At 62.5% G+C, this 22,119-nt stretch carries 27 protein-coding genes; 22 read left to right on the top strand and 5 right to left on the bottom strand.

The annotated features are described in order from the left end of the window. Window positions 1-363: 363 nt before the first annotated feature. The 3 genes from C8E02_RS06150 to C8E02_RS06140 form a co-directional block, all read right to left on the bottom strand. The gene (locus tag C8E02_RS06150) at window positions 364-1,230 is read right to left on the bottom strand and encodes an AraC family transcriptional regulator (RefSeq protein ID WP_120810114.1); all 867 of its coding nucleotides are present in this window, start codon (window positions 1,228-1,230) and stop codon (window positions 364-366) included. A gap of 308 nt (window positions 1,231-1,538) precedes the next feature. Continuing rightward, complete coding sequence (ycaC, locus tag C8E02_RS06145; RefSeq protein WP_047967504.1) at window positions 1,539-2,165, bottom strand: isochorismate family cysteine hydrolase YcaC; 627 nt, start codon at window positions 2,163-2,165, stop codon at window positions 1,539-1,541. Between the two features lie 73 nt (window positions 2,166-2,238). Further along, window positions 2,239-3,108 carry a pirin family protein gene (locus tag C8E02_RS06140; RefSeq protein WP_120810057.1) on the bottom strand — a complete coding sequence of 290 codons (870 nt, stop codon included), beginning with the start codon at window positions 3,106-3,108 and terminating at the stop codon, window positions 2,239-2,241. A 95-nt stretch (window positions 3,109-3,203) separates the two neighbouring features. Here C8E02_RS06140 and C8E02_RS06135 point away from each other — a divergent pair, with 95 nt between their 5' ends. The 4 genes from C8E02_RS06135 (at window position 3,204) to cueR (ending at window position 7,512) form a co-directional block, all read left to right on the top strand. Continuing rightward, a complete protein-coding gene (locus tag C8E02_RS06135; RefSeq protein ID WP_120810056.1) occupies window positions 3,204-4,097 on the top strand; it encodes a LysR substrate-binding domain-containing protein in 894 nt (297 codons plus the stop codon). 167 nt (window positions 4,098-4,264) lie between these two features. Further along, a complete protein-coding gene (locus C8E02_RS06130; protein WP_170152115.1) occupies window positions 4,265-4,462 on the top strand; it encodes a heavy-metal-associated domain-containing protein in 198 nt (65 codons plus the stop codon). A 153-nt stretch (window positions 4,463-4,615) separates the two neighbouring features. Then, a complete protein-coding gene (locus tag C8E02_RS06125) occupies window positions 4,616-7,006 on the top strand; it encodes a heavy metal translocating P-type ATPase (protein ID WP_120810054.1) in 2,391 nt (796 codons plus the stop codon). A 62-nt stretch (window positions 7,007-7,068) separates the two neighbouring features. Continuing rightward, window positions 7,069-7,512: a Cu(I)-responsive transcriptional regulator gene (gene cueR, locus C8E02_RS06120; protein ID WP_120810053.1), complete on the top strand. Its 444-nt coding sequence runs from the start codon at window positions 7,069-7,071 to the stop codon at window positions 7,510-7,512. Here cueR and C8E02_RS06115 read toward each other — a convergent pair. Both C8E02_RS06115 and C8E02_RS06110 read right to left on the bottom strand, forming a co-directional pair. Next, entirely contained in the window at window positions 7,491-8,876 is a 1,386-nt protein-coding gene (locus C8E02_RS06115; protein ID WP_120810052.1) for a heavy metal sensor histidine kinase, read from the bottom strand. The two genes, cueR and C8E02_RS06115, sit on opposite strands and share 22 nt — an antisense overlap. Beyond that, window positions 8,873-9,559: a heavy metal response regulator transcription factor gene (locus C8E02_RS06110; protein ID WP_120810113.1), complete on the bottom strand. Its 687-nt coding sequence runs from the start codon at window positions 9,557-9,559 to the stop codon at window positions 8,873-8,875. The genes C8E02_RS06115 and C8E02_RS06110 overlap by 4 nt, the downstream gene beginning before the upstream one ends. 189 nt (window positions 9,560-9,748) lie before the next feature. Here C8E02_RS06110 and C8E02_RS06105 point away from each other — a divergent pair, with 189 nt between their 5' ends. From C8E02_RS06105 to C8E02_RS06025, 18 genes are all read left to right on the top strand, one after another. Continuing rightward, window positions 9,749-10,834 carry a hypothetical protein gene (locus tag C8E02_RS06105; protein WP_147424462.1) on the top strand — a complete coding sequence of 362 codons (1,086 nt, stop codon included), beginning with the start codon at window positions 9,749-9,751 and terminating at the stop codon, window positions 10,832-10,834. 11 nt (window positions 10,835-10,845) lie between these two features. After that, window positions 10,846-12,234: a multicopper oxidase family protein gene (locus C8E02_RS06100; protein WP_120810050.1), complete on the top strand. Its 1,389-nt coding sequence runs from the start codon at window positions 10,846-10,848 to the stop codon at window positions 12,232-12,234. A 28-nt stretch (window positions 12,235-12,262) separates the two neighbouring features. Next, entirely contained in the window at window positions 12,263-12,739 is a 477-nt protein-coding gene (locus C8E02_RS06095; RefSeq protein ID WP_120810112.1) for a cupredoxin domain-containing protein, read from the top strand. A 60-nt stretch (window positions 12,740-12,799) separates the two neighbouring features. Beyond that, window positions 12,800-13,120, top strand: coding sequence for a copper-binding protein (locus C8E02_RS06090; RefSeq protein ID WP_120810049.1), 321 nt, complete (start codon window positions 12,800-12,802; stop codon window positions 13,118-13,120). A gap of 25 nt (window positions 13,121-13,145) precedes the next feature. Continuing rightward, window positions 13,146-13,670 (top strand): c-type cytochrome, encoded by a 525-nt coding sequence (locus tag C8E02_RS06085; protein WP_245961077.1) that lies wholly within the window; start codon window positions 13,146-13,148, stop codon window positions 13,668-13,670. A 90-nt stretch (window positions 13,671-13,760) separates the two neighbouring features. After that, entirely contained in the window at window positions 13,761-14,177 is a 417-nt protein-coding gene (locus tag C8E02_RS17190) for a hypothetical protein (protein WP_147424461.1), read from the top strand. Window positions 14,178-14,278: 101 nt separating this feature from the next. Continuing rightward, complete coding sequence (locus C8E02_RS06080; protein WP_147424460.1) at window positions 14,279-14,665, top strand: hypothetical protein; 387 nt, start codon at window positions 14,279-14,281, stop codon at window positions 14,663-14,665. Between the two features lie 89 nt (window positions 14,666-14,754). After that, complete coding sequence (locus C8E02_RS06075) at window positions 14,755-15,063, top strand: DUF5676 family membrane protein (protein ID WP_047967516.1); 309 nt, start codon at window positions 14,755-14,757, stop codon at window positions 15,061-15,063. Between the two features lie 3 nt (window positions 15,064-15,066). Beyond that, window positions 15,067-17,433, top strand: coding sequence for a heavy metal translocating P-type ATPase (locus tag C8E02_RS06070; RefSeq protein ID WP_120810046.1), 2,367 nt, complete (start codon window positions 15,067-15,069; stop codon window positions 17,431-17,433). After that, the gene (locus C8E02_RS06065; RefSeq protein WP_120810045.1) at window positions 17,430-17,669 is read left to right on the top strand and encodes a hypothetical protein; all 240 of its coding nucleotides are present in this window, start codon (window positions 17,430-17,432) and stop codon (window positions 17,667-17,669) included. The genes C8E02_RS06070 and C8E02_RS06065 overlap by 4 nt, the downstream gene beginning before the upstream one ends. Window position 17,670: 1 nt before the next feature. After that, a complete protein-coding gene (locus C8E02_RS06060) occupies window positions 17,671-17,907 on the top strand; it encodes a DUF2933 domain-containing protein (RefSeq protein ID WP_120810044.1) in 237 nt (78 codons plus the stop codon). After that, window positions 17,904-18,551 (top strand): methyltransferase family protein, encoded by a 648-nt coding sequence (locus C8E02_RS06055; RefSeq protein ID WP_120810043.1) that lies wholly within the window; start codon window positions 17,904-17,906, stop codon window positions 18,549-18,551. Before C8E02_RS06060 ends, C8E02_RS06055 begins: the two co-directional genes overlap by 4 nt. Before the next feature lie 11 nt (window positions 18,552-18,562). Further along, the gene (locus C8E02_RS06050) at window positions 18,563-19,501 is read left to right on the top strand and encodes a YncE family protein (RefSeq protein ID WP_120810042.1); all 939 of its coding nucleotides are present in this window, start codon (window positions 18,563-18,565) and stop codon (window positions 19,499-19,501) included. Continuing rightward, window positions 19,401-20,159, top strand: a complete 759-nt coding sequence (locus C8E02_RS06045) for a site-specific integrase (protein ID WP_147424459.1) — start codon at window positions 19,401-19,403, stop codon at window positions 20,157-20,159. Before C8E02_RS06050 ends, C8E02_RS06045 begins: the two co-directional genes overlap by 101 nt. Further along, window positions 20,137-20,610 carry a TetR family transcriptional regulator gene (locus C8E02_RS06040; protein WP_147424458.1) on the top strand — a complete coding sequence of 158 codons (474 nt, stop codon included), beginning with the start codon at window positions 20,137-20,139 and terminating at the stop codon, window positions 20,608-20,610. The genes C8E02_RS06045 and C8E02_RS06040 overlap by 23 nt, the downstream gene beginning before the upstream one ends. Window positions 20,611-20,684: 74 nt before the next feature. Beyond that, a complete protein-coding gene (locus tag C8E02_RS06035; protein WP_120810039.1) occupies window positions 20,685-20,888 on the top strand; it encodes a DUF2788 domain-containing protein in 204 nt (67 codons plus the stop codon). After that, a complete protein-coding gene (locus C8E02_RS06030) occupies window positions 20,885-21,505 on the top strand; it encodes a DUF1294 domain-containing protein (protein ID WP_120810038.1) in 621 nt (206 codons plus the stop codon). The genes C8E02_RS06035 and C8E02_RS06030 overlap by 4 nt, the downstream gene beginning before the upstream one ends. Before the next feature lie 53 nt (window positions 21,506-21,558). Further along, window positions 21,559-22,044: a YajQ family cyclic di-GMP-binding protein gene (locus C8E02_RS06025; RefSeq protein WP_047967524.1), complete on the top strand. Its 486-nt coding sequence runs from the start codon at window positions 21,559-21,561 to the stop codon at window positions 22,042-22,044. Window positions 22,045-22,119: the final 75 nt, after the last annotated feature.

Below are 22,119 nucleotides of genomic sequence, written 5' to 3'. Positions count from 1 at the left end.
CTTCTGTGAATCTGCTCTTCTTCATGTCCGTCATTCTCCTTCAGTGACGGACTTCTCTCTACTTTTGATTGGTAAGACCTAAGGGGTGCAGATCACAGACTCCTTTTCAGTGGAAAGGAGTCTGATTATTGGTGGCTACGCAATACGGCGAGGAGGAAGCTGCGGATCGGCCTTTGCCGCCATTCGATCAGTGAGGCATTTCAGTCAGTAATGTATCGCTTAGCGGCCCGTGGCCAGTGAGTCGTACTGAGCGACCTTTCTGAAAGTATTTATACGGGTCGCTCAGCGCCTTTCAACAGGACATCTTAGCCATGGTAGACCTGTTGTCCGGCTCCATCCTAGCTTTGGGAGACGTTTTATCCGTTATTTCAATGGCAAGTAGATATCCGTCACCAGCTCATTCTCTGGCGTTTCCGGCATCAAGTTCAGGTAATGGAAATAGAGCGGAAAGTCGCGCAATTCTTCGCCGCTTTCGGGCAGCCAATTCCGATAGAGCGGGTAGATGCTTTCGCCAATCCGGGTGTGGGAGCCGTGATGCCGCACCCGGGCGCAACGACCGCCGGGTATGGTCTTCAACACCACCCCCTGGGGGTTGGACGGGACCTCGGCTGTCACCTCGCCACAGATGTCGAAGCGGAATTGTGCGGGCTCGGTGGTATCCGGGTTGTCGTAGGCGATGCCGAAGCTACGGCTGCTCTGTCTGGGTGAAAGGCCGCTTTCCTTGCGCCAAGCAATGAATTGGGCAACAGAGTCGTTGACCCTCTGGGTGGGACCGTGATGTTCTAGCGCGGCGACACGGGTAGTCTCGAAATTGACGATCTCGACCTGCACGGATTGATTCCTTTCTGGTAATCGGAACCGGTAGCGCTCGTGCCAGGACTCCCAGTCCGGTTGCTTCCTGAATTGGGAGGGCGACTGGCCGAAGGTGTTCCTGAAAGCGCGGCTAAACGATTCCGGGTTCTCGAAACCGGCTTCCAGGGCGATGTCGATGATCTTGGCGCCACGGTCGAAGGCGAGCTGTTGTGAAGCTCGCCGCAGCCGCAGCAGCAGGACGTATCGAGCTACGCTGGTGCCGATGTAGTCGGCGAATTGCCGGTGAAAATGGAACTTGGAGAAGTTGGCGACCCGGCTAAGTCGTTCCACGGTCAGCGCTTCGCCCAGGTGTGCCTCGATATAGTCGAGTACCTTGCCTAATCGTGCCGCGTACGCCGTTGTCCGAAGTTCGTTCATCTGTCTTCCTCTGTCCATGGGAAGCACTATGCGTGTTACGACTCGCAAAATCCTGACTACGATTGCTGAGTGTATCGACCACGCCCAGACACCATCAGCCAACTGTGACCGTCTGCAATCGGTTGCTCAATTTTCCCAAGCGGCAGTCTGGTCTGTTCCCTGTGATCGTTAACTTAAGGCGTCTGGACTGCCCAGATTCGTACAGCACAATCAGATCAACGCGCTCCAGTAAGTGTAAGGCGCAACCAAGCTAGGGCTAGCGTGAGAACACGTTCTAGCCCCGGCCACGGGTTGCTACCAACCTCGCCTTATCTGGCCGCGGTCAGCGTGGTGTAGCTGGTAATCAGATTGCGGTAATCCGGAATGTGGTTGGAAAACAGCGCGCCCAGCCCTTCCACATCATTGCGCCAGTCGCGATGCAGCTCGCACGCCACGCCGAACCAGGTCATCAACTGGGCACCGGCGCCCGCCATGCGCTCCCAGGCAGCATGGCGGGTGATCTCGTTGAAGGTGCCGGAGGCATCGGTGACGATGAATACCTCGAAGCCCTCGGCCAGTGCCGACAGAGCCGGAAATGCAACGCACACCTCGGTAACCACGCCGGCGATGATGAGCTGCTTCTTGCCGGTGGCCTTCACCGCCTTCACGAAATCCTCGTTGTCCCAAGCATTGATCTGTCCTGGGCGGGCGATGTAGGGGGCCTCCGGGAACTGCTCTTTAAGCTCCGGCACCAACGGGCCGTTCGGCCCGCTTTCGAAACTGGTGGTCAGGATGGTGGGTAGATTGAAGTACTTGGCCAGATCGCCCAGTGCCAGCACATTGTTCTTGAACTTGTCCGGATCGATATCGCGCACAAGCGACAACAGGCCTGCTTGGTGATCCACCAGCAGTACGGCAGCATTGTTCTTATCAAGACGGGTATAGGGGGTAGTCATTACATGCTCCTTTAGTTAACAAGATGCACCGGCTGGCTGCCAGCACACGGGGTAAACACGCTAGGCAACAGTTTCAGCTTGGTCCAGCAATCTGGCCGAACACGCCTAGGTGCAAGTCCTGGAAGGCCTGCCGGATTTCTTCATCGCTGTTCATCACGAAGGGACCGTGGCCGGCAATCGGTTCATTCAACGGTTCGCCACTCAGCAGCAGCAGGATGCTGTCGACATCTGCCTCGATCTGCACATCGTCGCCATTTGGCCCGAGCAGGGCCCATTGCCCGTCGCCGACGATACTGCCGCCCAAGCGCACCAAGCCTCGCAACACGACAATGGCGGCACTCCTGCCGTTGTGCAGCGGCAAGTTGGCCTGCCTGTTCTTGTGCAGGCGCACATCCCATACATCCATCGCGCTGAAAGTGCGTGCCGGCCCAACATGGCCAGCGAACCCACCGGCGATCAGTCGCACGCTACCAGCCTCTTGCGGTAGGGGCAGAGCTGGAATGTCCTGATTCAGGATAGTCTGGTAAGCCGGGGGCGCCATCTTGTGGCGAGCGGGCAGATTCACCCACAGCTGCGCCATTTCCAGCGTGCCACCTCCATGTGTGAAGGCCGCCGAGTGGAACTCCTCATGCAGGATGCCAGCCCCTGCCGTCATCCACTGCACATCACCCGGCCCGATCAAGCCGCCACCGCCGACGGAGTCGCGATGCTCCAGTTCCCCCTGGTAGACGATGGTCACCGTTTCAAAGCCACGGTGGGGATGCTGCCCCACGCCCCGGCGTCGTTCGGATGGCGAAAATACAGCCGGCCCGGCCAGATCGAGCAACAAGAACGGACTGAGGTGCTGCCCCAGTGATTGATAGGAAAATAGGGTACGCACCGGGAAGCCATCACCCACCCAGTGGGTCTGCGGCGCACTGTAGATACCAAGTACGGGTTTCATGCCCTACCTCCTGACTGTTTTTTTCAGCTTATCGGCACAACAAACAGTCCGGTAGAGCCGTAAAATGCCGACAGTGTTCTACCAAAGGAACGACTATGGATGACCTGAACGACCTCTATTACTTTGTGAAAGTGGTAGAGCACGGCGGCTTCTCCCCTGCAGGGCGTGCCTTGCAGATGCCGAAATCCAAGCTGAGCCGGCGTATCTCAGCACTGGAGGAGAAATACGGCGTAAGGCTGCTGCAGCGTTCTACTCGGCACTTCTCGGTAACGGAAACAGGGAAGGAGTTTTACCAGCATTGTGTAGCGGTGCTGGTAGAGGCGGAGGCGGCACGCGAAGTCATGCTGCGCCAGCACGCTGAACCGCAGGGCATTGTGCGCATGAGCTGTCCGACCGCTCTGCTGGAATATCGCATAAGCGAGCTGGTCTGCCGCTTCATGGCGGCACACCCCAAAGTGCAGATTCACCTGGAAGCCAGTAACCGCCGCGTGGATCTGCTGGGCGAAAGACTGGACATCGCGCTGAGGGTGCGCTTCCCGCCACTGGATAACAGCGACCTGGTGATGCGGGTACTGGCGGAAAGCCCGCAGCGGCTGGTGGCCTGCCCTGGCTTTCTCCTGGAACGAGAGCTACCGAAGCATCCCGCCGACCTTGCCGGGCTGCCCAGCCTGGATTGGGGGCCACCGCGCGATCATGTCTGGCACTTGCAGGGGCCCGAGGGGCAGGAGGCCCGGATCAGGCACCAGCCGCGCTACATCACTGACGACATGACCGCCCTGCGACAGGCAGCGCTATCCGGTGTCGGTATGGTGCAGCTGCCCTGCATGGTAGTGGAAGAGGATCTGCGGCAGGGCAGGCTGGTGGACATCATGCCGGGCTGGGCGCCCAGCGGCGGCATCATCCATGCCGTGTTCCCGTCACGACGCGGGCAGCTGCCGGCGGTGCGCCTGCTGATCGACTACCTAGCGCAACACATCCGAAAAGACTGATAGCCGGCCCCGGCTCCCGGGCAGTTCAGTTCAATCAACCAGTCACGTATGTAGTCACCGTTTGTGTCCGCAACAAATCCGGACATGGCCTATTGACCTTGCCATCGTGGCAAGGTCCAGACTGCATGTACGGCCAAGGTTGGCCGCATCATTGCGAAGGACATGCCATGTATACCCTGCAAGTAGACAATATCGGTTGCGGCAGCTGTGTCGCCAAGATCAACCAGGCGCTGAAGGATCTGGATAACCAGGCATCGGTGGATATCGACCGCACCAGTGGCCGCGCCAGTATCCATACCGACGAAGCGCTGCAGACCGTCTGCGAGTTGCTGACCGAGATGGGCTATCCGGCCCGGCCGGCGTAAGCGCTCCCGCCCCCGCATGCCCCTGCCTCCACAGGGGCATGTTGCTTTTTGAGCGCTGCCGCTATTGATTCGATTTTCCAAAAATAGGACTTGACCTTCCCATGATGGGAAGGCCGATGCTGAATTCACAACCCCGTTAAAGGAGTCAGTATCATGTCCCGTTCTACTTCTGTTGCTGCCAGCCAGACCCTGCGCTTTCCCGTGCTGGGCATGACTTGCGCCAGCTGTGTTTCCCGCGTGGAGAAGGCCCTGCACCAAGTGCCGGGCATCCAGGCGGCCAGCGTCAACCTTGCCACCGAGACCGTTACCCTGCATACCGAGCCACATTTCGCGCTGGCGGCGGCCCATGCCGCCATCGCGCGTGCCGGCTACCAGGTTGGTAGCGACACGGTGCAGCTGGAAATCCGCGGCATGACCTGTGCCAGCTGCGTCAGCCGGGTGGAGAAAGCCCTGCTGGCCGTTCCCGGCGTGACTGCCGCCAGTGTCAACCTGGCCACGGAAACCGCCCGCGTCAGCTGGCCGGCTGGTGGTGACAATGCGCTGCTGCTGGCGGCGGTAGCCAAAGCTGGCTACCAGGCCAGCATCCGCGAGCAGGCACAAACTGCACCAGTAACGCACCATGTGCCGTGGTGGCCGGTGGCGGTGGCGGCCTTGCTGTCGCTGCCGCTGGTGTTGCCGATGTTCGGCGAGCTGTTCGGCGAGCACTGGATGCTGCCGGCCTGGCTGCAGTTTGTGCTGGCGACCCCGGTGCAGTTCTGGCTGGGCGCGCGCTTCTATCGCGCCGGCTGGAAGGCGCTGCAGGCGCGCAGCGGCAATATGGACTTGCTGGTAGCCATCGGCACCAGCGCGGCCTACGGCCTGTCGCTGTACCAGTGGTGGCTGCATGCCGACCATGGTGGCGGGCATCTGTATTTCGAGGCGTCGGCGGTGGTCATCACCCTGGTGCTGCTGGGCAAATGGCTGGAAGCACGCGCCAAGCAGCAGACCTCTGCCGCCATCCGGGCATTGCAGGCGCTGCGTCCGGCCACGGCTCGCGTGCGCCGCGATGGCGTCGATGTCGATCTGCCATTGCAGCAGGTGCGACTGGGCGACCTGGTGGTGGTGCGTCCGGGCGAGCGGGTGGCCGTCGATGGCGTCATCCGTGAAGGCAGCAGCCAGCTGGATGAATCCATGCTCACCGGCGAGAGCCTGCCGGTCAGCAAGCAGGCCGGCGATAGCGTGACCGGTGGTGCCATCAACCACGACGGCCTGCTGCTGGTGGAAACCCGTGCGCTGGGCGAGGACAGCACCCTGGCCCGCATCATCCGCATGGTGGAGGATGCCCAGGCCGGCAAGGCGCCGGTGCAGCGGCTGGTGGACCGGGTGAGCGCGGTGTTCGTGCCGGTGGTGCTGCTGATCGCCGTGCTGACGCTGGTGGGCTGGTGGTGGTTCAGCGGCGATATCGAGCAAGCGATTCTCAATGCCGTTGCCGTGCTGGTGATTGCCTGTCCCTGTGCGCTGGGTCTGGCCACGCCGACAGCCATCATGGCCGGTACTGGCGTGGCGGCACGGCACGGCATCCTGATCAAGGACGCCGAGGCGCTGGAGCTGGCACATGGCGTACAGGTCGTCGCCTTCGACAAGACCGGCACCCTGACCGAGGGCAAGCCCAAGCTGATGCATACCGTTGCGGTCAGCGGCGACGAACAGCAGCTGCTGCAGCTGGCCGCCAGCCTGCAGCAGGGCAGCGAGCACCCGCTGGCCAAGGCCGTGCTGCAGGCACTGCCGAAGGCTCCCGTGAGCCGGGTGGCGCAATTGCAGGCACTGCCGGGGCGCGGGCTGCGCGGGCAGGTGGATGGCGTGGAATATCTACTCGGCAATCAGCGGCTGATGCAGGAGCACGGCATCAGCCTGTCGTCGATGCACAGCTTCCAGCAGGAGGAAGAGCTGCTGGGCCGCACCGTGTCCTGGCTGGCGCGTGCCGGCGACGGCAAACTGCTGGGCATGCTGTCCTTCGGGGACAGTGTCAAACCGGCTGCGACAGCCGCCATCAGCCAGTTGCATGCACTGGGTATCCGCAGTGTGATGATCTCCGGCGACAACCGTGCGGCGGCACGCCAGGTGGCGGACGCATTGAGCATCGACGAGGTGATTGCCGAGGTGCTGCCCGCGGACAAGGCCGGCCATATCGCCCGCCTGCGCCAGGATGGCAGTCGCGTCGCCATGGTGGGCGACGGGGTCAACGATGCGCCGGCGCTGGCGGCGGCCGATGTCGGCATGGCCATGGGTACCGGTACCGATGTGGCCATGCAGGCGGCGGGGGTAACACTGATGCGTGGCGACCCCACGCTGGTGGCGCAGGCGGTTGTCATCTCCCGTCTGACCTACGGCAAGATCCGGCAGAACCTGTTCTGGGCATTTATCTTTAACCTGGTAGGCATCCCGCTGGCGGCGCTGGGCATGCTCAGCCCCATTGTCGCCGGGGCGGCCATGGCGCTGTCCAGCGTCAGCGTGGTATCCAATGCGCTGCTGCTGCGTCGCTGGCGACCGGCCAAGCAGCATTAAACCAAGGCGGGCCACATGGCCCGCCTGTGTCATACCCTTGGTCATAAAAAGAGGAGCGAAGCATGAATATCGGCCAGGCCGCTGCTGCCAGCGGCGTTTCCGCCAAGATGGTCCGCCACTACGAAAGCATCGGCCTGATTGCGCCGGGCCAGCGCACGCAAGCGGGTTACCGGCAATACAGCGAGCGCGAGGTGCACCTGCTGCGTTTCATCCGCCAGGCGCGCAACCTGGGCTTTCCGCTGGAGCAGATTCGGGTGCTGCTGTCGCTATGGCAGGACACCGGCCGCGCCAGTGGCGATGTCAAAAGGTTGGCCGCAAGCCATATCGCCGAGCTGGACGAACGCATCCGGGCACTGAGCGACATGCGCAATACCCTGCAGACTCTGGCCGATGCCTGCTCCGGCGACAGCCGGCCGGACTGCCCCATCCTGCAGGGGCTGGCCGACGGCCATGGCGGGCAGTGTGCCCACCATGCGGATACGGCTCACCCCGCAACCGGCGACTGAGCGGGAAACCACAGCGTGAAGCAGGTGCTGTTGTCGACGGAGGTAACGCTGACGCGGCCACCGTGCACTTCTGCAATCGAGCGGGTGATGGCCAGCCCCAGCCCGGCGCCATCGGATTCACCGGCCACGCGGGCAGGATCGGCGCGGAAGAAGCGGTCGAACAGCCGTGGCAGTTGCTCCGGAGGTATGCCGCTGCCGGCATTGCACACCCGTACCGTGCTGCCATCATCCTGCTGCGCGATGTCGATAGTCACCACGCTGCCGGCCGGGGCATGACGCAGCGCATTGGAGAGCAGGTTGCTCAGCGCACGGCGCAGCATCAGCCTGTCTCCCAGCAACTGGCCGCTGCCGCTTTGCTGCAGACGGATGGCTTTTTCTTCCGCCAGCGCATCGTAGAACTCCAGCAGCGCCGCCACTTCGTCCTCGATGGCAATCCGCTCGCGACTGGGCAGCACTAGTCCGTGCTCGGCCTTGGCCAGGAACAGCATGTCCGACACCGTGCGCGCCAGTCGCTGGAACTCCTCGGCATTGGAAGCCAGGATGTCGCGGTATTCGTCGGCGCTGCGTGGCTGGGCAATGGCGACCTGGGTCTCGGTGAGCAGGTTGCTGATCGGGGTGCGCAACTCATGTGCGAGGTCGGAGGAAAACTCCGACAGCTTCCGAAAATCCTCCTGCAGCCGGCGCAGCATGGCATTCAGCGATTCGGCCAGGTCGGCCATTTCCGGCGGTACCGACGCCACCGGCATCTGGGTATCCAGTTGCTGTCCGGTAATGGCTTGCGCCCTGGCCTTCATGGCGCGCAGCGGCGCCAGACCGTTGTGCGCCACCCACCAGGCCAGCACGCCGCCCAGCAGTGCCGACAGCAGGATGTAGACCGCCAGTGACCGGCCTATCATCTGCATGAAATGCTCATGCCGTCCGGTGTCGATCGCTGCACAGATGGTCAGCTCGGTGCGACCACCGTCGGCCAGTCTGCCGCTACTGCACATGCCATGATAGTTGGCGTTGCCGTACTGCCAGCTCACCATCTGCCGGTTCGCGGCCGCATCGACGGCGGGGAAGTGGAACGCCGCCGGGGATTGGGAGGCATACACCGGGTAGCCCAGCCGCTGCAATTGCACGTACAGGTCGCGGTGGTTGTGTACCACGTCGTCCAGCCGGTCGGCCAGCGTGGCGATATCGGGCGAAGTGCTCATCACCTCGCGGATCAGCCCCAGCTTGTCGCGCAGGTCGTCGGCATCCTGCTCGGCAAAGTGGCGGTCCATCATCACGCCGACCAGCACGCCCAGCCCGGTCAGCAGCAGCACGGAAACCAGCGCGTAGAGCAGGGTCAGCCGTGCCGTCAGGGAAAGGCGCTGCCTCATGCGTCCTGCTCCGGCACTTCCAGCACGTAGCCCATGCCGCGCACGGTGTGGATCAGCCGCGGCTCGAAGCCGTCATCCACCTTTGCCCGCAGCCGGCGCACGGCGACGTCGATCACATTGGTATCGCTGTCGAAATTCATGTCCCACACCTGCGAGGCAATCAGGCTGCGCGGCAATACCTCGCCCTGGCGGCGCATCAGCAGCTCCAGCAGGCCGAACTCTTTGGCGGTGAGGGTGATGCGCTTGCCGTCGCGGCTGACACGCCGGCGCAGCAGGTCCAGCTCCAGACCGGCGATCTGCAGGGTAGTGGCTTCTACCGTGCCACGGCCACGACGCAGGATGGTACGCACCCGCGCCAGTAGCTCGGCAAAGGAAAACGGCTTTACCAGGTAGTCGTCCGCGCCCAGCTCCAGCCCCTTGACCCGGTCTTCCACCTGGTCGCGGGCGGTCAGGAACAGCACCGGCATGGTCTTGTGCCGCAGCCGCAGTTGGGTGAGCACCTGCCAGCCGTCCATGCCCGGCAGCATCACGTCCAGAATCAGCAGATCGTGCCCGCCCTCCAGTGCCAGATGCAGCCCTTCCTGGCCGTCATGCGCCAGATCCACGGTAAAGCCCGCCTCCCGCAAGCCCTGGCGCAGGTACTCGCCAGTCTTGATCTCGTCTTCGACAATCAGAATCTTCATCGCCATTTCCTGTCCACAGCCGACAGTTTGCCACTGCCAGCGCGCCGCTGCGCCAGATGACAGATTTGTAATCTGGCTGTCAGTTTGCTGTTGGCCTCAATCCGCCACACTGCTTGCACCAAAGTCAGAACCTGTATTCCCGCCATGCTGCCAGATTTACCGCGTGTTGGTCGGGAAGGAGACCGGAGCATGAACAAACCAAGAATGCTGCTTGCCGCCTTGCCACTGCTGGTCGGTGTGGCACAGGCACAGCAGCCCCCCGAGAGCGAATGGCGGCAGGCCAACCGGCAGGTCGCCGAGTTTCCGCGCGGCCACGCCGACGTACTGAAGTGGGAGCAGGCGCAGCAGACTGCCATGCCGCCCGCTGCCGGCAAGCCGGCGACACTGGCACTGAGCAGTCTTGCCGAAGGTGTGCAGCTGGCCTGGCAGGCCCATCCGGAGCTGGCCAAGCCCCTGGCCCAACTGGGCGCGGAGGAGGCTGCCTTGCTGGCCAGCGGCCAGTGGCAGGCCTTGTCCGCCGTCAAGCTGCGCAGGATCGAAGACGCCGCGGAGCTTATCGAAGTCGCGCATGGCACCCGCAAAACGCTGTTGGCCGCGATGGCGGCCGAGCAGGCCCTGCCCTACCAGCAGCAAGCGCTGCAGGCGGCGGAGGCCGCAGCCGAGCTGGGCGCCCGCATGGCGCGGACCGGCAACTGGAGCAAGCTGCAGGATGCGCGGGAACAGCTGTTGAAGGTGAGCGCCATGCAGCAGTGGCAGCGTAGTCTATACGCGGCCGATCAAAGCCGGGCCGCGGTATTGAAAGCCTTGCAGCAGTGGACGCGTCGCCCATCACAGACCGTCAGCCTGCCGCAGGGTCTGCCGGTGCTGCCGGCTTCCATCCTGTCCGAGCAAGCCTTCCAGAGCCGTCTGGAGAGCATGGCCGCCACGCTCCCCGCCAGCGAACAAACCATGATGCGCGCCAATGCCGAGCTGGCCTATAGCGCCTATCGCACGGCTTTCGCCCTCGCCAGCAGCAGCCAGCAGGACATGCTCAAGCTGCGGCAGCTCATCTACGACGAAACCGTGCTGCGCTACAACGGCATGCTGCTGAACACCTGGGATCTGCTGGCCGAATCCCGGGCACTGGCCGAGGCCCGTGTGGAGGCCATCGGCGCCGTGCGTGATTTCTGGCTGGCCGAGGCAGACCTGCAGTTGCTGCTGCTGGGGCAGGTGCCGGAAAGCTTTGTAACGTTGGCCGCAGGTGGCGGCGACAGCCCTGCCGCGGCGGGCCATTGAAAGGACTATCCATGAGCATCGATCAATCCCGCCGCCAGTTCTTCGCCGGTGCCGCTACTGCCGTGGTTGGCGCCACCGTGGCGCGCTCGGCGCTGGCCGCCTTGCCGGAGCCGGTGATCCAGACCTCGGTGGAAACCGCGCCACCGCTGATCCCGAATACTGGTCGCCCCTACAACCCGGTGGTCACCCTGAACGGCTGGACCTTGCCCTGGCGCATGAACCACGGCGTCAAGGAATTCCACCTGGTGGCCGAGCCGGTGGAGCGCGAGATGGCACCCGGCTTCACCGCCCAGCTGTGGGGTTACAACGGCCAGAGTCCGGGCCCGACCATCGAAGTGGTGGAAGGCGACCGCGTGCGCATCTTCGTCACCAACAAGCTGCCGGAACATACCAGTATCCACTGGCACGGCCAGCGCCTGCCCAATGGCATGGATGGCGTATCCGGCCTGACCCAGCGCAGCATCAAGCCTGGCAAAACCTTCGTTTACGAGTTCGTGGCGCGTCGCCCCGGCACCTTCATGTATCACCCGCATGCCGACGAAATGGTGCAGATGGCGATGGGCATGCATGGCTTCTGGGTGACGCACCCCAAGGGCAAACACCCGCTGATCGACGAGGTGGACCGCGACTTCTGCTTCCTGCTCAACGCCTTCGACGTGGAGCCGGGCAGCAAGACACCCAAGGTCAATACCATGACCGATTTCAATATCTGGGCGTGGAACAGCCGCATCTTCCCGGGCATCGACTCGCTGAATGTGCGCCTGAACGACAAGGTGCGCATCCGGGTCGGTAACCTGACCATGACCAATCACCCGATCCACCTGCACGGGCACGAGTTCCAAGTCACCGGCACCGATGGCGGCCCGACGCCGAAATCCAGCCGCTGGCACGAGGTCACCACAGACGTGGCGGTCGGCCAGATGCGGCAGCTGGAGTTCGTCGCCGACGAGGAGGGCGACTGGGCGATCCACTGCCACAAGAGCCACCACACCATGAATGCCATGGGCCACGACGTGCCGACCATGATCGGCGTGGATCACCGCGAGCTGGTGGGCAAGATCCAGCAGGTGGCACCGGATTACATGCTGATGGGCGAGCGCGGCATGGCTGACATGGGCGAGATGGAGATGCCCATCCCCGACAACACCGCGCCGATGATGACCGGGCAGGGGCCATTCGGTCCGCTGGAAATGGGCGGCATGTTCAGCGTGCTGAAAGTACGCAAGGACCAGCAGGCCGGTAACTACAAGGATCCGGGCTGGTTCCGGCACCCGGCAGGCACGGTGCCCTACGAATACAACGGTGAACTGCCGGCTGCGTCACGCCAGCCGGCTACGGCCAACCCTGCCGCGGCCACGGTCAAAGCCAAAAAGCCGGGGATACACCCGGAACAGCATTAACCCCACATCACCATCAGGAATGAACTGCATGAAAACCACCCACCGCCTTCTCATTACCACGCTATTGGCCGGTCTGAGCATTGCACCGGCCATCGCCGCCGGCACCCACGCGGGCAGCCACGGTGAAAGCGCCATTGGCCAGCCGGGCAAGACCGCCAATGTCACCCGCACCATTCAGGTCGACATGTCCGACAGCATGCGTTTCTCCGCACCGCTGATCACGGTGAAGCAAGGCGAAACCATCCGCTTCGTGGTGAAAAACCTGGGCAAGGTAAAGCACGAGTTCAGTCTGGGCACCGAGCAGGAACTGCTGGAACACTACGAAGTGATGAAGAAATTCCCGGACATGGAGCACGACGAGCCCAGCAAGATCTCGCTGGCGCCGGGCGGCAAGGGCGAGGTGATCTGGCACTTCAGCAAGGCCGGCACGGTCAACTTCGCCTGCCTGCACCCCGGACACTACGATGCCGGCATGAAGGGCCGGATCAAGGTGGCGAAACAATAAAGCAGCCCGCCGCTGCAGGTTGGCCACAACACTATTTTCATTCTTCAGGAGTATGACAACATGACTATCCGCACACTGATTCTCGCCACCACCCTGGGGCTGGCTACCCTCAGCCCGCTTGCCCATGCCACCCAGCCGGCTACCGCCAGCAGCATGGCGATGCTGACCGATGGTGAAGTCCGCAAGATCGACCCGTCCGCCGGCAAGGTCACCATCAAGCATGGCCCGATTCAGCATCTGGACATGCCTGGCATGACCATGGTGTTTACCGCCAAGGACAAGGCGCTGCTGGACAAGGTCAAAGTGGGCGACAAAATCCGCTTCATGGTCAGCCATGAGGACGGCAAGATGCTGGTGACCGAGATTCAGCCGGCCAGCTGATGCACATGGCCGGGGCAACCCGGCCATGTTTTCTTCCCTTGATGCCGACCATACAACCATGCCGTCACTTACCCGCAAGCAAGTCCTCCTCCCAGTCATCACCGTCGCCCTGCTGGCCGCAGGCCTGGGCGCCTACCTGTATACCGGCAGCCGGCCTGCGCCGACATCGCTCACGCTGCAGCCGGACGATACCGCCCTGGTGGCGCGCGGCAAGCAGGTTTACCTGGCCAATTGCGCCAGCTGCCACGGCGGCAAGCTGGAAGGCCAGCCGAACTGGCGCGAACGCAATGCGCTGGGCATGTTGCCGGCGCCGCCGCACAACGAAACCGGCCACACCTGGCACCACCCGGACGAGATGCTGTTTGAGCTGACCAAGTACGGCGTTGCCAAGGTAGCCAATATGCCGGACTACCAGTCGGCCATGCCCGTCTATGAGGGCACACTGAGCGATGCCGATATTGTTGCCGCACTGTCGTGGATAAAAAGCCAATGGCCTGGCGAAATACGCGCCCAGCACGACGAGTTAAACAAGCGGGCGCGGAAAAGCTGACCATGGCCGCCAGAAGTGATTGACCGTCATCAAGCCCGGTTGGTGAGCTGCGGTCTATAGTGCTATTAACGTTTATGAGAGCCTGTCATCATGCGCCTCACCCAAACAAGAACCCGGCAACTGTGTCGCCTGTTAGTGGCGACATGGTGTCTGGTGTTTGCGTTTGGCGTGCTGCTTGGTTGTCAGGGGCAAGTGCAGGAAACCACCCATCGCTTTGCCACGCCGGGCACCATGCAGACCCTGCAACTGACGGCAACTGACCATGCCGGAACTCATGACGAGTCCTCCCTGTGCGAACAAGCCTGCCAGACGCTTTCCGCCCCCATCGCCAAGGGTGATGTCAGCTTTGCGATGCCCTGCCTGCTGTCTGTACTGCTGATTGCCTGGTTTCTGCTACCGCCATTGCTGCTTCTATCACCTGCCATCGTCACACGTCTGAATTCCCCTGCCACTCCCGGTGGCACACCACCCCGCCCACATCTGCTGTTCCTGCGCTTCAACAATTAGCTCGCTTTGCATTCACACCACTACGACGCCCTGCCTCGTAGCGACTTCACTCGCGCCTGTTGCGCGAAAACCATCCGTTCTCACGTTTAAGGAATCCAATCATGAAAAACCAGAAAACCTGGTCTGCGGCACTGCTGCTACTGGCGCTGGCCACGCCAACCTGGGCCGCACAGCCACCGATGCCACCAAGCCCTGCCAACATGGAAATGCAGATGCAGAAGATGCGCACCATGCACGACAAGATGATGGCGGCGAAGACGCCACAGGAACGGCAAAAGCTCATGGCTGAGCAAATGCAGTCAATGCAGGAGGGCATGGCCATGATGCAGAGCATGGATAAAGACATGATGGCCAAAGGCATGATGCCGTGTCAGGGCATGGGCGCGGGGGCCGCAGACGCTAAGGTGATGATGAACCAGCGCATGAAGATGATGGACATGATGCAGCAGATGATGGGGCAATCAGGCGGCATGATGCCCATGCAGTAAATCGGGCACCAGCAGGTGGGGCGTGGCACGAATAGCGCGCACGCCCCACGCGCTCACCCGCCCACCCGCCCTCTCGCAGGAGTATCCCGATGAAGTCCTCACACTGGCATACCGGTCGCAGTCTCGCGATCACCATGGCCATCAGTTACACCGTTTGCGCCCTGTTGTACCGGCTGTGGCCGGAGCAAGGCGTTGCCTTCCTGAACGCCCTGTTTCACGGACTGGACTTTGGCAGGCTCAGAACATCGACACCATTCAGCCTGGGGGATTTTTTCTTCCCGCTGACGGTGCTGGTGGTGTGGGGTTTTGTCACTGGCACGGTGTTCAGCTGGGTGAGCCAGTGTCTGGCGCGCTGCTGTAAGCACCAGGCGCACTGTGCGCCACCGGACAAGGAGTGACTCATGGCTAACGTCAAAGACCCGGTATGTGGCATGACGGTGGAGAGCGGCACCGCTGCGGCCAACTATCGCTACGCCGGGCAGGACTACTGGTTCTGCTCCACGCACTGTCAGCAGGCATTTATTGCTGACCCACAGCGCTATGCGCCGGCGGATGAGGCAAAGATGGCTGCGGTGCCACATGAGCATCATCACCAGCACACGCATGCGGCAATGACAGATGCCGCTGCGCCCGGCGACAAGGCTAAAGACCCGATCTGCGGCATGGTCGTCAACAAGGCCACCGCGCTGAAAAGCGAACGCGGCGGGCGCAGCTATTACTTCTGCAGCGAGACCTGCCTGCGCACCTTCGAGTCGCCGGAGAACGAACTCAAGTCGATGAAGACCCGCGTCGCCATCGCCATGACCGGGGTGCTGGCGCTGGCCGTGCTGCGCGCCGGCGCCTTCCTCGGGCTGGCGACTGGTGCCACGCTGCTGAGCTGGGCGCCCATTCCCAATCTGCCATGGTTCACCTGGGGAATGTGGTTGTTCCTGCTGGTGACCCCGGTGCAGTTCATCGGCGGCTGGAGCTTTTACCGCGGCGCTTGGAACGCGCTGCGTACCGGCAATATCAACATGGATTTCCTGATCGCGCTGGGTACCTCGGTGGCCTACTTCTACAGCGTGATTGTGATGTTCTTCCCGGACGTGTTGCCGGTGAAGGTGGCCGAGCGCGACGTGTACTTTGAAGTCTCCGCCGTGATCATCGCCTTCGTGCTGCTTGGGCGTTACATGGAAGAAATCATCAAGAAGAAGTCCTCTGCCGCCGTGCGCCGACTGCTGGATCTCAAGCCTGCCACCGCCCACGTGCTGCGCGATGGCCAGGAGGTGGAGATTCCGGCTGGCAGCATCATGGTCGGGGAAACCGTGGTGGTGAAGCCCGGCGAGAAGATCGCTACCGACGGCGAAGTCATGACCGGTCAATCTACGGTGGATGAGTCGATGCTGACTGGCGAGTCGATGCCAGTGGAGAAACAAGTCGGCAAGACCGTGATTGGCGGCACCCTCAATCGTGCTGGCGTGTTCAGCTTTCGTGCCACTCGCATCGGGGCGGATACCGCGCTGGCGCAGATCATCCGCCTGGTGGAAGAAGCGCAGACCAGCACCGCCCACATCCAGCGCCTGGCGGACGAGGTGACCCGCTACTTCGTACCCGCCGTGGTCAGCCTGGCGGTGCTGGCCTTTGTCGGCTGGTGGCTGGCCGGCGACTTCCCGCAGGGATTGTTGGCTTTCATCGCGGTGCTGATCATCTCCTGCCCGTGTGCGCTGGGCATCGCTACCCCGGCGGCGCTGATGGTGGGCGTTGGCAAAGGGGCGGACGGCGGCATGCTGATTCGCGGCGGCGAGGTACTGGAGCGCGCGGAAAAACTCAGCTGCGTGGTCTTCGACAAGACCGGCACCCTCACGCGCGGCGAACCGACGGTGACCGACATCGTGCCGTTCGACGTGCACTCCGGGCTGGAAGTGCTGAGTCTGGCGGCGGCGGTGGAGTCCGGCTCGGAGCACCCGCTGGGTGAGGCCATCGTGCGTGCGGCCAACCATCGGCAGCTGACTTTGCCGCAGGCCAGCGCCATCAGCGGTCTAGCCGGGCTGGGCATTCGCGGCCAGGTCAACGGCTTGCCGGTGTGGCTGGGCAACCGGCGGCTACTGGCGCAGCAGGGCATCGCCACCGGCGCAGCGGATGACGCCATGCGGCATCTGGAGCAGAACGGCAAGACGGCGATGCTGGTGGGCTATGGCGACAAGCTGGTCGGCATCATCGCCGTGGCCGATACCCTCAAGCCCGAGGCCAGCGAAGCCATTGCCCTGCTCAAGCAGCAGCACATCAAGGTGGTCATGCTCAGCGGCGACAACCAGCGCACAGCCGACGCCATCGCCCGGCAGCTGGGTATCGAGCGGGTAATTGCCGAAGTGCTGCCGGAGGACAAGGTCAAGGTTATCCAGCAGCTGCAGCGGGAAGGCGAAGTGGTGGCGATGGTGGGCGATGGCGTCAACGATGCCCCGGCGCTGGCGACTGCCGACATCGGCATTGCCATCGGCTCCGGCTCGGACGTGGCCAAGGAAACCGGCGGCATCATCCTGATCCGCAACGATGTCCGCGACGTGGGAAACGCCATCCGCCTGTCCCGCGCCACCATGCGCAAGATCAAGCAGAACCTGTTCTGGGCCTTCATCTACAACAGCATCGGCATCCCCATCGCGGCCCTGGGTTTCATGAACCCGATGGTGGCCGGCGCCGCCATGGCGTTGAGCTCGCTGTCGGTCATCGTCAACTCGGCGTTGCTCAAGCGGGTGCCGATCAGTACCCAGGGCGAAGGAGCGACATCATGAAGGCGCGAGCCTATCAACTCTGCGCGCTGCTGGCGCTCGCCATCATGGCGTTCGTGCTGCTGCGTTTCGGCTTATCGCTTGCCACGCTGTTGCTGGCACTACTGTTGGCCGCATGCCCGTGGGGCGTGATCTGGCTGAGCTACCGGCTGACACGGCAGGCGGAATCCGAGATTGATGCGGCAGTCGCCGCCAACAAACCGGATGAGCATGACAGCCCGCATGGCAAAGGAGTCTGACATGCCTGAACACCATGATCCGCACAGCAAGCGCAGCCACTGGGTCTTCATCGGCTTTGTACTGGTGGCCGGTTTCTTGCTGTTCACCGAGCACCGGGCGCATGTATTGGGCGCGCTGCCGTATCTGTTGCTGCTGGCCTGCCCGCTGATGCACCTGTTCATGCATCACGGCCACGGTCACCACCATGGCGGGGCGCCACGTCACCATCATCAAGACAAGGATGGAGAACAGCCATGAACGAGCACATGCAGGCCTACGGATTATGGGGGCTGGTGCTGATCAACTCGCTGGTCTTCATCATCTTTGCCTTCAGCTTCACCAAACCCAAGTCGGCACGGGACTGGCGCTCGCTGGGCGTGTTTTCCGCCTTTATCGTGGCGCTGTTTACCGAGATGTACGGCTTCCCGCTGACCATCTACCTGCTGTCCGGCTGGCTGGGCAGCCATTATCCCGGTGTCGATTTCATGTCGCACGACAATGGTCACCTGCTGGAGGTGATGTTCGGTTGGCGTGGCAACCCGCACTGGGGGCCATTCCACCTGCTCAGCACCGTGCTGATTTTTGCCGGCTTCTGGCTGTTGGCCGCCGCCTGGCGTGTGCTGTATCACGCCCAGCGCCGGCATGAGCTGGCGACGGCGGGCCCCTACGCCCGCATTCGCCATCCGCAATACGTCGGCTTCGTCATCATCATGTTCGGTTTCCTGCTGCAGTGGCCAACCTTGGTGACCTTGCTGATGTTCCCGATTCTGGTCTGGATCTACTCTCGCCTTGCGCGGCACGAAGAGGCCGACATGCTGGCGCAGTTTGGCGAGCGCTATCAATCCTACCGACAACACACCCCCGCCTTCATCCCCGCCAAGGGGCAGATACCCCATCATTAAAGGAACCCCTCATGCGCAAGCTTATTCCCGCATCACTGCTGCTCGCCTTTTCGCTGGCCGCCACCTCCGCACTGGCGGCGCCATCCGGCACCGTGTTTACGGCAAACGAGCGTGGCAACTCCATCAGTCAGATCACGCTGGCAGACGGTAGTGTCACCACCATCCCGCTGGAGATTTCCCCGCACAATGTACAGGTCAGTACCGACGGCAAGCGCCTGCTGGCGGTGGGCATGAACATCCATGCTGGCCACCATGGCAGTGGCCAGGGCGGCGGCGAGCTGCAGGTGTTCGAGCTGCCGCTGGCCGGCAAGCCGAGCATGGTGCTGCCGGTGGCCGGGCATCCGGGCCATGTCGTCACCGATCGTGACAGCAAACTGGCCTTTGTCACCGATGCCGATAACAACGCGGTGCAGGTCTACGAGCTGGCAAGCCGGCGGCAGATCGCCACCATCAAGACCGGTAGCTATCCGCACGGCCTGCGCCTGAGCCCGGACGGCAGCAGCCTGTACGTGGCCAACGTGAAGAGTGACAGCGTATCGGTGATCGACGTGACCAGCCTGCAGGAAACCGGGCGCATCGCCGTGGGCAATGCGCCAGTGCAGGTGGGGTTCGCCGCCAATGGCAAGCAGGCCTATGTGTCGCTCAGCGCCGAAAACGCCCTCGGCCTGATCGACACCGCCAGCCGCAAGCTGACTGGCAAGGTCAAGGTTGGCCGCAACCCGATCCAGATGTACGCCACTCCAGACGGCAGCAAGGTATTCGTAGCCAACCAGGGCAGCAGCAAGCAACCGGGTGGCCGAGCAGATCGCTACGTTAGAGAGGCGATCGGGCGAGCGCACGGCCAAGGAGTTGCAATGGCTCGCCACCGCGCGCAGCAACCGCAACCGCCTGTTCCTCGGCAGCGGGAAGAGCGGGATTGTGCCAATCTCAGCTACTGCCTGGGGGCGTAACCTGAAGCAGTTCGCCCGCGCCGCTGGTACCGGTTGGGTGCTTACCCCCCACCAGATGCGTCGGCTTTACGCCTACACCTTTGTGCGCCACCGGCTGGGTGACCTGCTGTTCCTCAAGGAGCAGTTCAAGCACTCTAGCATCGACATGTCCCAACTCTACGGCGCTAACCCACGGCAGGATCCTGCGCTCTACGACGACATCCTGACCGAGCTGATGCAGTACAAGACCAAGGTGGTGGCGCAGTGGCTAGAGAAGGACGAACCGCTCGCCGGCGGGGCCGGGCGCAAGATTATGGAATTGCGTGCGCACGACTTTAAGAATCGCACGGAATTGATTGCTGAGACCTCGCGCCGAGTCAATATGCATTCCACAGGGCATTCGTGGTGCCTGGCGCAGGACGAAGGCTGCGGTGGGTCTGGAATTTATGCCAAGGGGTCGTGCAGCACCTGCCACAATGGCCTGATCGACTCTCGCTTCGTGCCGGTCTGGCAGGAAGCCTACCGCCACCATAAGGAGCTCCTGACAGATGCCGAGGCATTGGGCCCAGGTGCGATGAAACGGGTAAATGAGGATCTGGCTAAGGCCGCCAAGATTCTGACAGACCTCGGTATCGATCCCGAGCAAGGAGATGAGGATGCCCAAAGCACAACCGGCTAAGACTGTTGCCAATAGTGACGGCAATGCACCCCGCAGGCGGGATCGAGAGCGCACGTTAAGAGAGCTTAAGTTGGCCCTTCTTCGCCTGCAGGAGGAGGGGAAGAAGGTCACGTTGCGAGCAGTGGCAGAAGAGGCGCAGGTGTCCCCGGCGCTGCTCAACAACCGCTATCCCGACTTCGCCGAGCAGGTGCGGGCGGTCATAGGGAAGACGGTGCGTCAGCAGCGCAACGAGAAGGCCGACCTACTGAGCAAGGAAAGGGAGAGGAATCGCCAGCTGCGGGAATTGGTGGAGAGCCAACTGACGGAGATCACCCGGCTTGCATCAGTGAATGAATCCTTGCGGGCAGAACTGGCGTTGCAGAAAGCCATCGCCGAGGGAAAGGTCGCACAGGGTGCCTTCGGGCGCAAAACGGCAGGCCCTGGGCCTAACGCGGAAGCGGAAAAGCTATGAAATTGTTTACTAAGAAATTCCCTTGTAAAATTAAGCACTAACGAATTAAGTAAATTTACAAGGAATCTTAACCAATGAGCGAAGAAGAATTCACCAACTGGTCGATGGGCATCCTGCTCACCGGCCTGATCATTTTCATGGGCTTCATCATCTGGGATCTGGGCAAGAAATCCGGCGCCGGCAAGACCGGCATGATCGCGCTGTTCGTGGTGCTGGGCTTTGGCGTGATGGGCTTCGTGTTCAAGAACATCCTGGTTGAATTCCTGGTGATGAAATGAGCGGCGGCGCGCGACAGGAAAAGGGCGTCATCAGCCGCTGGCAGGACGAGCGCGGTTTCGGCTTCATCCAGCCGGAGCAGGGCACGGCGCTGTTTGTGCACGTCAGCGCCTTTGCCGCCACGCCGCGACGGCCGGCGGTGGGGGACGCGGTGTATTTCCTGCGCGCGCGGGACGACAAGGGCAAGCCGCGCGCCAGCTGGGCCGCGTTCGCCGGTGTGCCGCAGCAGGCGGTGACGGCGCGGGCGCTGCCGGACAACACACCGCGGCCGTGGCTGGCGGTGCTGTTCGTGATCGTGCTGTGCGCGCTGTACGTGCGCGGCCTGCTGCCGCGCGACGTGCTGATGCTGTACGCGGTGATCAGCGTGCTGACGGTGCTGGTCTACCACCGCGACAAGGCGGCGGCGCTGCGCAACCGCTGGCGCACGCCGGAGCGCACGCTGCACTGGCTGGCGCTGCTCGGCGGCTGGCCGGGCGCGATGCTGGCGCAATACTGGTTCCGCCACAAGTCGACCAAGCCGGCCTTCCGCCGCTGGTTCTGGGCGACGGTGCTGGGCAATGGCGCGCTGCTGGGCTGCAGCCTGTACCAGGGCGAGCGGCTGCTGGCGTTGCTGCGCTGACAATTGCCGGGCGCGGCGCTAGAATAAGCGGCAATTTTGATAAGGAAGATGTGATGCCGTCATTTGATACCGTTTCCGAAGTGGATACCGTTGAAGTTCGCAACGCGGTCGACCAGACCAGCAAGGAAGTGGCGACCCGCTACGATTTCAAGGGCACCAGCGCCAGCCTGGAGCTGAAGGAAAAAGTGATTACCCTGCACGGTGACGCCGAATTCCAGATCCAGCAGATCATGGACATCCTGCTGGGCAAGCTGGCCAAGCGCGGCATCGACGTGCGCTGCCTGGAGTACGGCGACGTGAAGCAGGTCGGCGGCAACAAGGCCACCCAGACCGTGACCGTCAAGGAAGGCATCGAGACCGAGCTGGCGAAGAAGATCGTCAAGCTGATCAAGGATGCCAAGCTCAAGGTGCAGGCCAGCATCCAGGGCGAAGCGGTGCGCGTGACCGGCGCCAAGCGCGACGACCTGCAGGCGGTGATGGCACTGCTGCGCAAGGAAGTGACCGATTTCCCGCTGCAATTCAACAACTTCCGCGACTGATTGCCGCGCGTTGCCACCAAAAAGGCTGCCCATCGGGCAGCCTTTTTTCATGGTGGCGGCAGTTCGGCGCCGCGC

It is taken from the genome of Vogesella indigofera, from assembly GCF_003633895.1.
GTDB lineage: Bacteria > Pseudomonadota > Gammaproteobacteria > Burkholderiales > Chromobacteriaceae > Vogesella > Vogesella indigofera.
This window is presented reverse-complemented; position numbering and strand designations above follow the sequence as displayed.

Bases quoted from the DNA above. Each gene is read 5' to 3' on its own strand.
- C8E02_RS06150 (WP_120810114.1), bottom strand. From the start codon at position 1,230: ATGAACGAACTTCGGACAACGGCGTACGCGGCACGATTAGGCAAGGTA.
- ycaC (WP_047967504.1), bottom strand. From the start codon at position 2,165: ATGACTACCCCCTATACCCGTCTTGATAAGAACAATGCTGCCGTACTG.
- C8E02_RS06140 (WP_120810057.1), bottom strand. From the start codon at position 3,108: ATGAAACCCGTACTTGGTATCTACAGTGCGCCGCAGACCCACTGGGTG.
- C8E02_RS06135 (WP_120810056.1), top strand. From the start codon at position 3,204: ATGGATGACCTGAACGACCTCTATTACTTTGTGAAAGTGGTAGAGCAC.
- C8E02_RS06130 (WP_170152115.1), top strand. From the start codon at position 4,265: ATGTATACCCTGCAAGTAGACAATATCGGTTGCGGCAGCTGTGTCGCC.
- C8E02_RS06125 (WP_120810054.1), top strand. From the start codon at position 4,616: ATGTCCCGTTCTACTTCTGTTGCTGCCAGCCAGACCCTGCGCTTTCCC.
- cueR (WP_120810053.1), top strand. From the start codon at position 7,069: ATGAATATCGGCCAGGCCGCTGCTGCCAGCGGCGTTTCCGCCAAGATG.
- C8E02_RS06115 (WP_120810052.1), bottom strand. From the start codon at position 8,876: ATGAGGCAGCGCCTTTCCCTGACGGCACGGCTGACCCTGCTCTACGCG.
- C8E02_RS06110 (WP_120810113.1), bottom strand. From the start codon at position 9,559: ATGAAGATTCTGATTGTCGAAGACGAGATCAAGACTGGCGAGTACCTG.
- C8E02_RS06105 (WP_147424462.1), top strand. From the start codon at position 9,749: ATGAACAAACCAAGAATGCTGCTTGCCGCCTTGCCACTGCTGGTCGGT.
- C8E02_RS06100 (WP_120810050.1), top strand. From the start codon at position 10,846: ATGAGCATCGATCAATCCCGCCGCCAGTTCTTCGCCGGTGCCGCTACT.
- C8E02_RS06095 (WP_120810112.1), top strand. From the start codon at position 12,263: ATGAAAACCACCCACCGCCTTCTCATTACCACGCTATTGGCCGGTCTG.
- C8E02_RS06090 (WP_120810049.1), top strand. From the start codon at position 12,800: ATGACTATCCGCACACTGATTCTCGCCACCACCCTGGGGCTGGCTACC.
- C8E02_RS06085 (WP_245961077.1), top strand. From the start codon at position 13,146: ATGTTTTCTTCCCTTGATGCCGACCATACAACCATGCCGTCACTTACC.
- C8E02_RS17190 (WP_147424461.1), top strand. From the start codon at position 13,761: ATGCGCCTCACCCAAACAAGAACCCGGCAACTGTGTCGCCTGTTAGTG.
- C8E02_RS06080 (WP_147424460.1), top strand. From the start codon at position 14,279: ATGAAAAACCAGAAAACCTGGTCTGCGGCACTGCTGCTACTGGCGCTG.
- C8E02_RS06075 (WP_047967516.1), top strand. From the start codon at position 14,755: ATGAAGTCCTCACACTGGCATACCGGTCGCAGTCTCGCGATCACCATG.
- C8E02_RS06070 (WP_120810046.1), top strand. From the start codon at position 15,067: ATGGCTAACGTCAAAGACCCGGTATGTGGCATGACGGTGGAGAGCGGC.
- C8E02_RS06065 (WP_120810045.1), top strand. From the start codon at position 17,430: ATGAAGGCGCGAGCCTATCAACTCTGCGCGCTGCTGGCGCTCGCCATC.
- C8E02_RS06060 (WP_120810044.1), top strand. From the start codon at position 17,671: ATGCCTGAACACCATGATCCGCACAGCAAGCGCAGCCACTGGGTCTTC.
- C8E02_RS06055 (WP_120810043.1), top strand. From the start codon at position 17,904: ATGAACGAGCACATGCAGGCCTACGGATTATGGGGGCTGGTGCTGATC.
- C8E02_RS06050 (WP_120810042.1), top strand. From the start codon at position 18,563: ATGCGCAAGCTTATTCCCGCATCACTGCTGCTCGCCTTTTCGCTGGCC.
- C8E02_RS06040 (WP_147424458.1), top strand. From the start codon at position 20,137: ATGCCCAAAGCACAACCGGCTAAGACTGTTGCCAATAGTGACGGCAAT.
- C8E02_RS06035 (WP_120810039.1), top strand. From the start codon at position 20,685: ATGAGCGAAGAAGAATTCACCAACTGGTCGATGGGCATCCTGCTCACC.
- C8E02_RS06030 (WP_120810038.1), top strand. From the start codon at position 20,885: ATGAGCGGCGGCGCGCGACAGGAAAAGGGCGTCATCAGCCGCTGGCAG.
- C8E02_RS06025 (WP_047967524.1), top strand. From the start codon at position 21,559: ATGCCGTCATTTGATACCGTTTCCGAAGTGGATACCGTTGAAGTTCGC.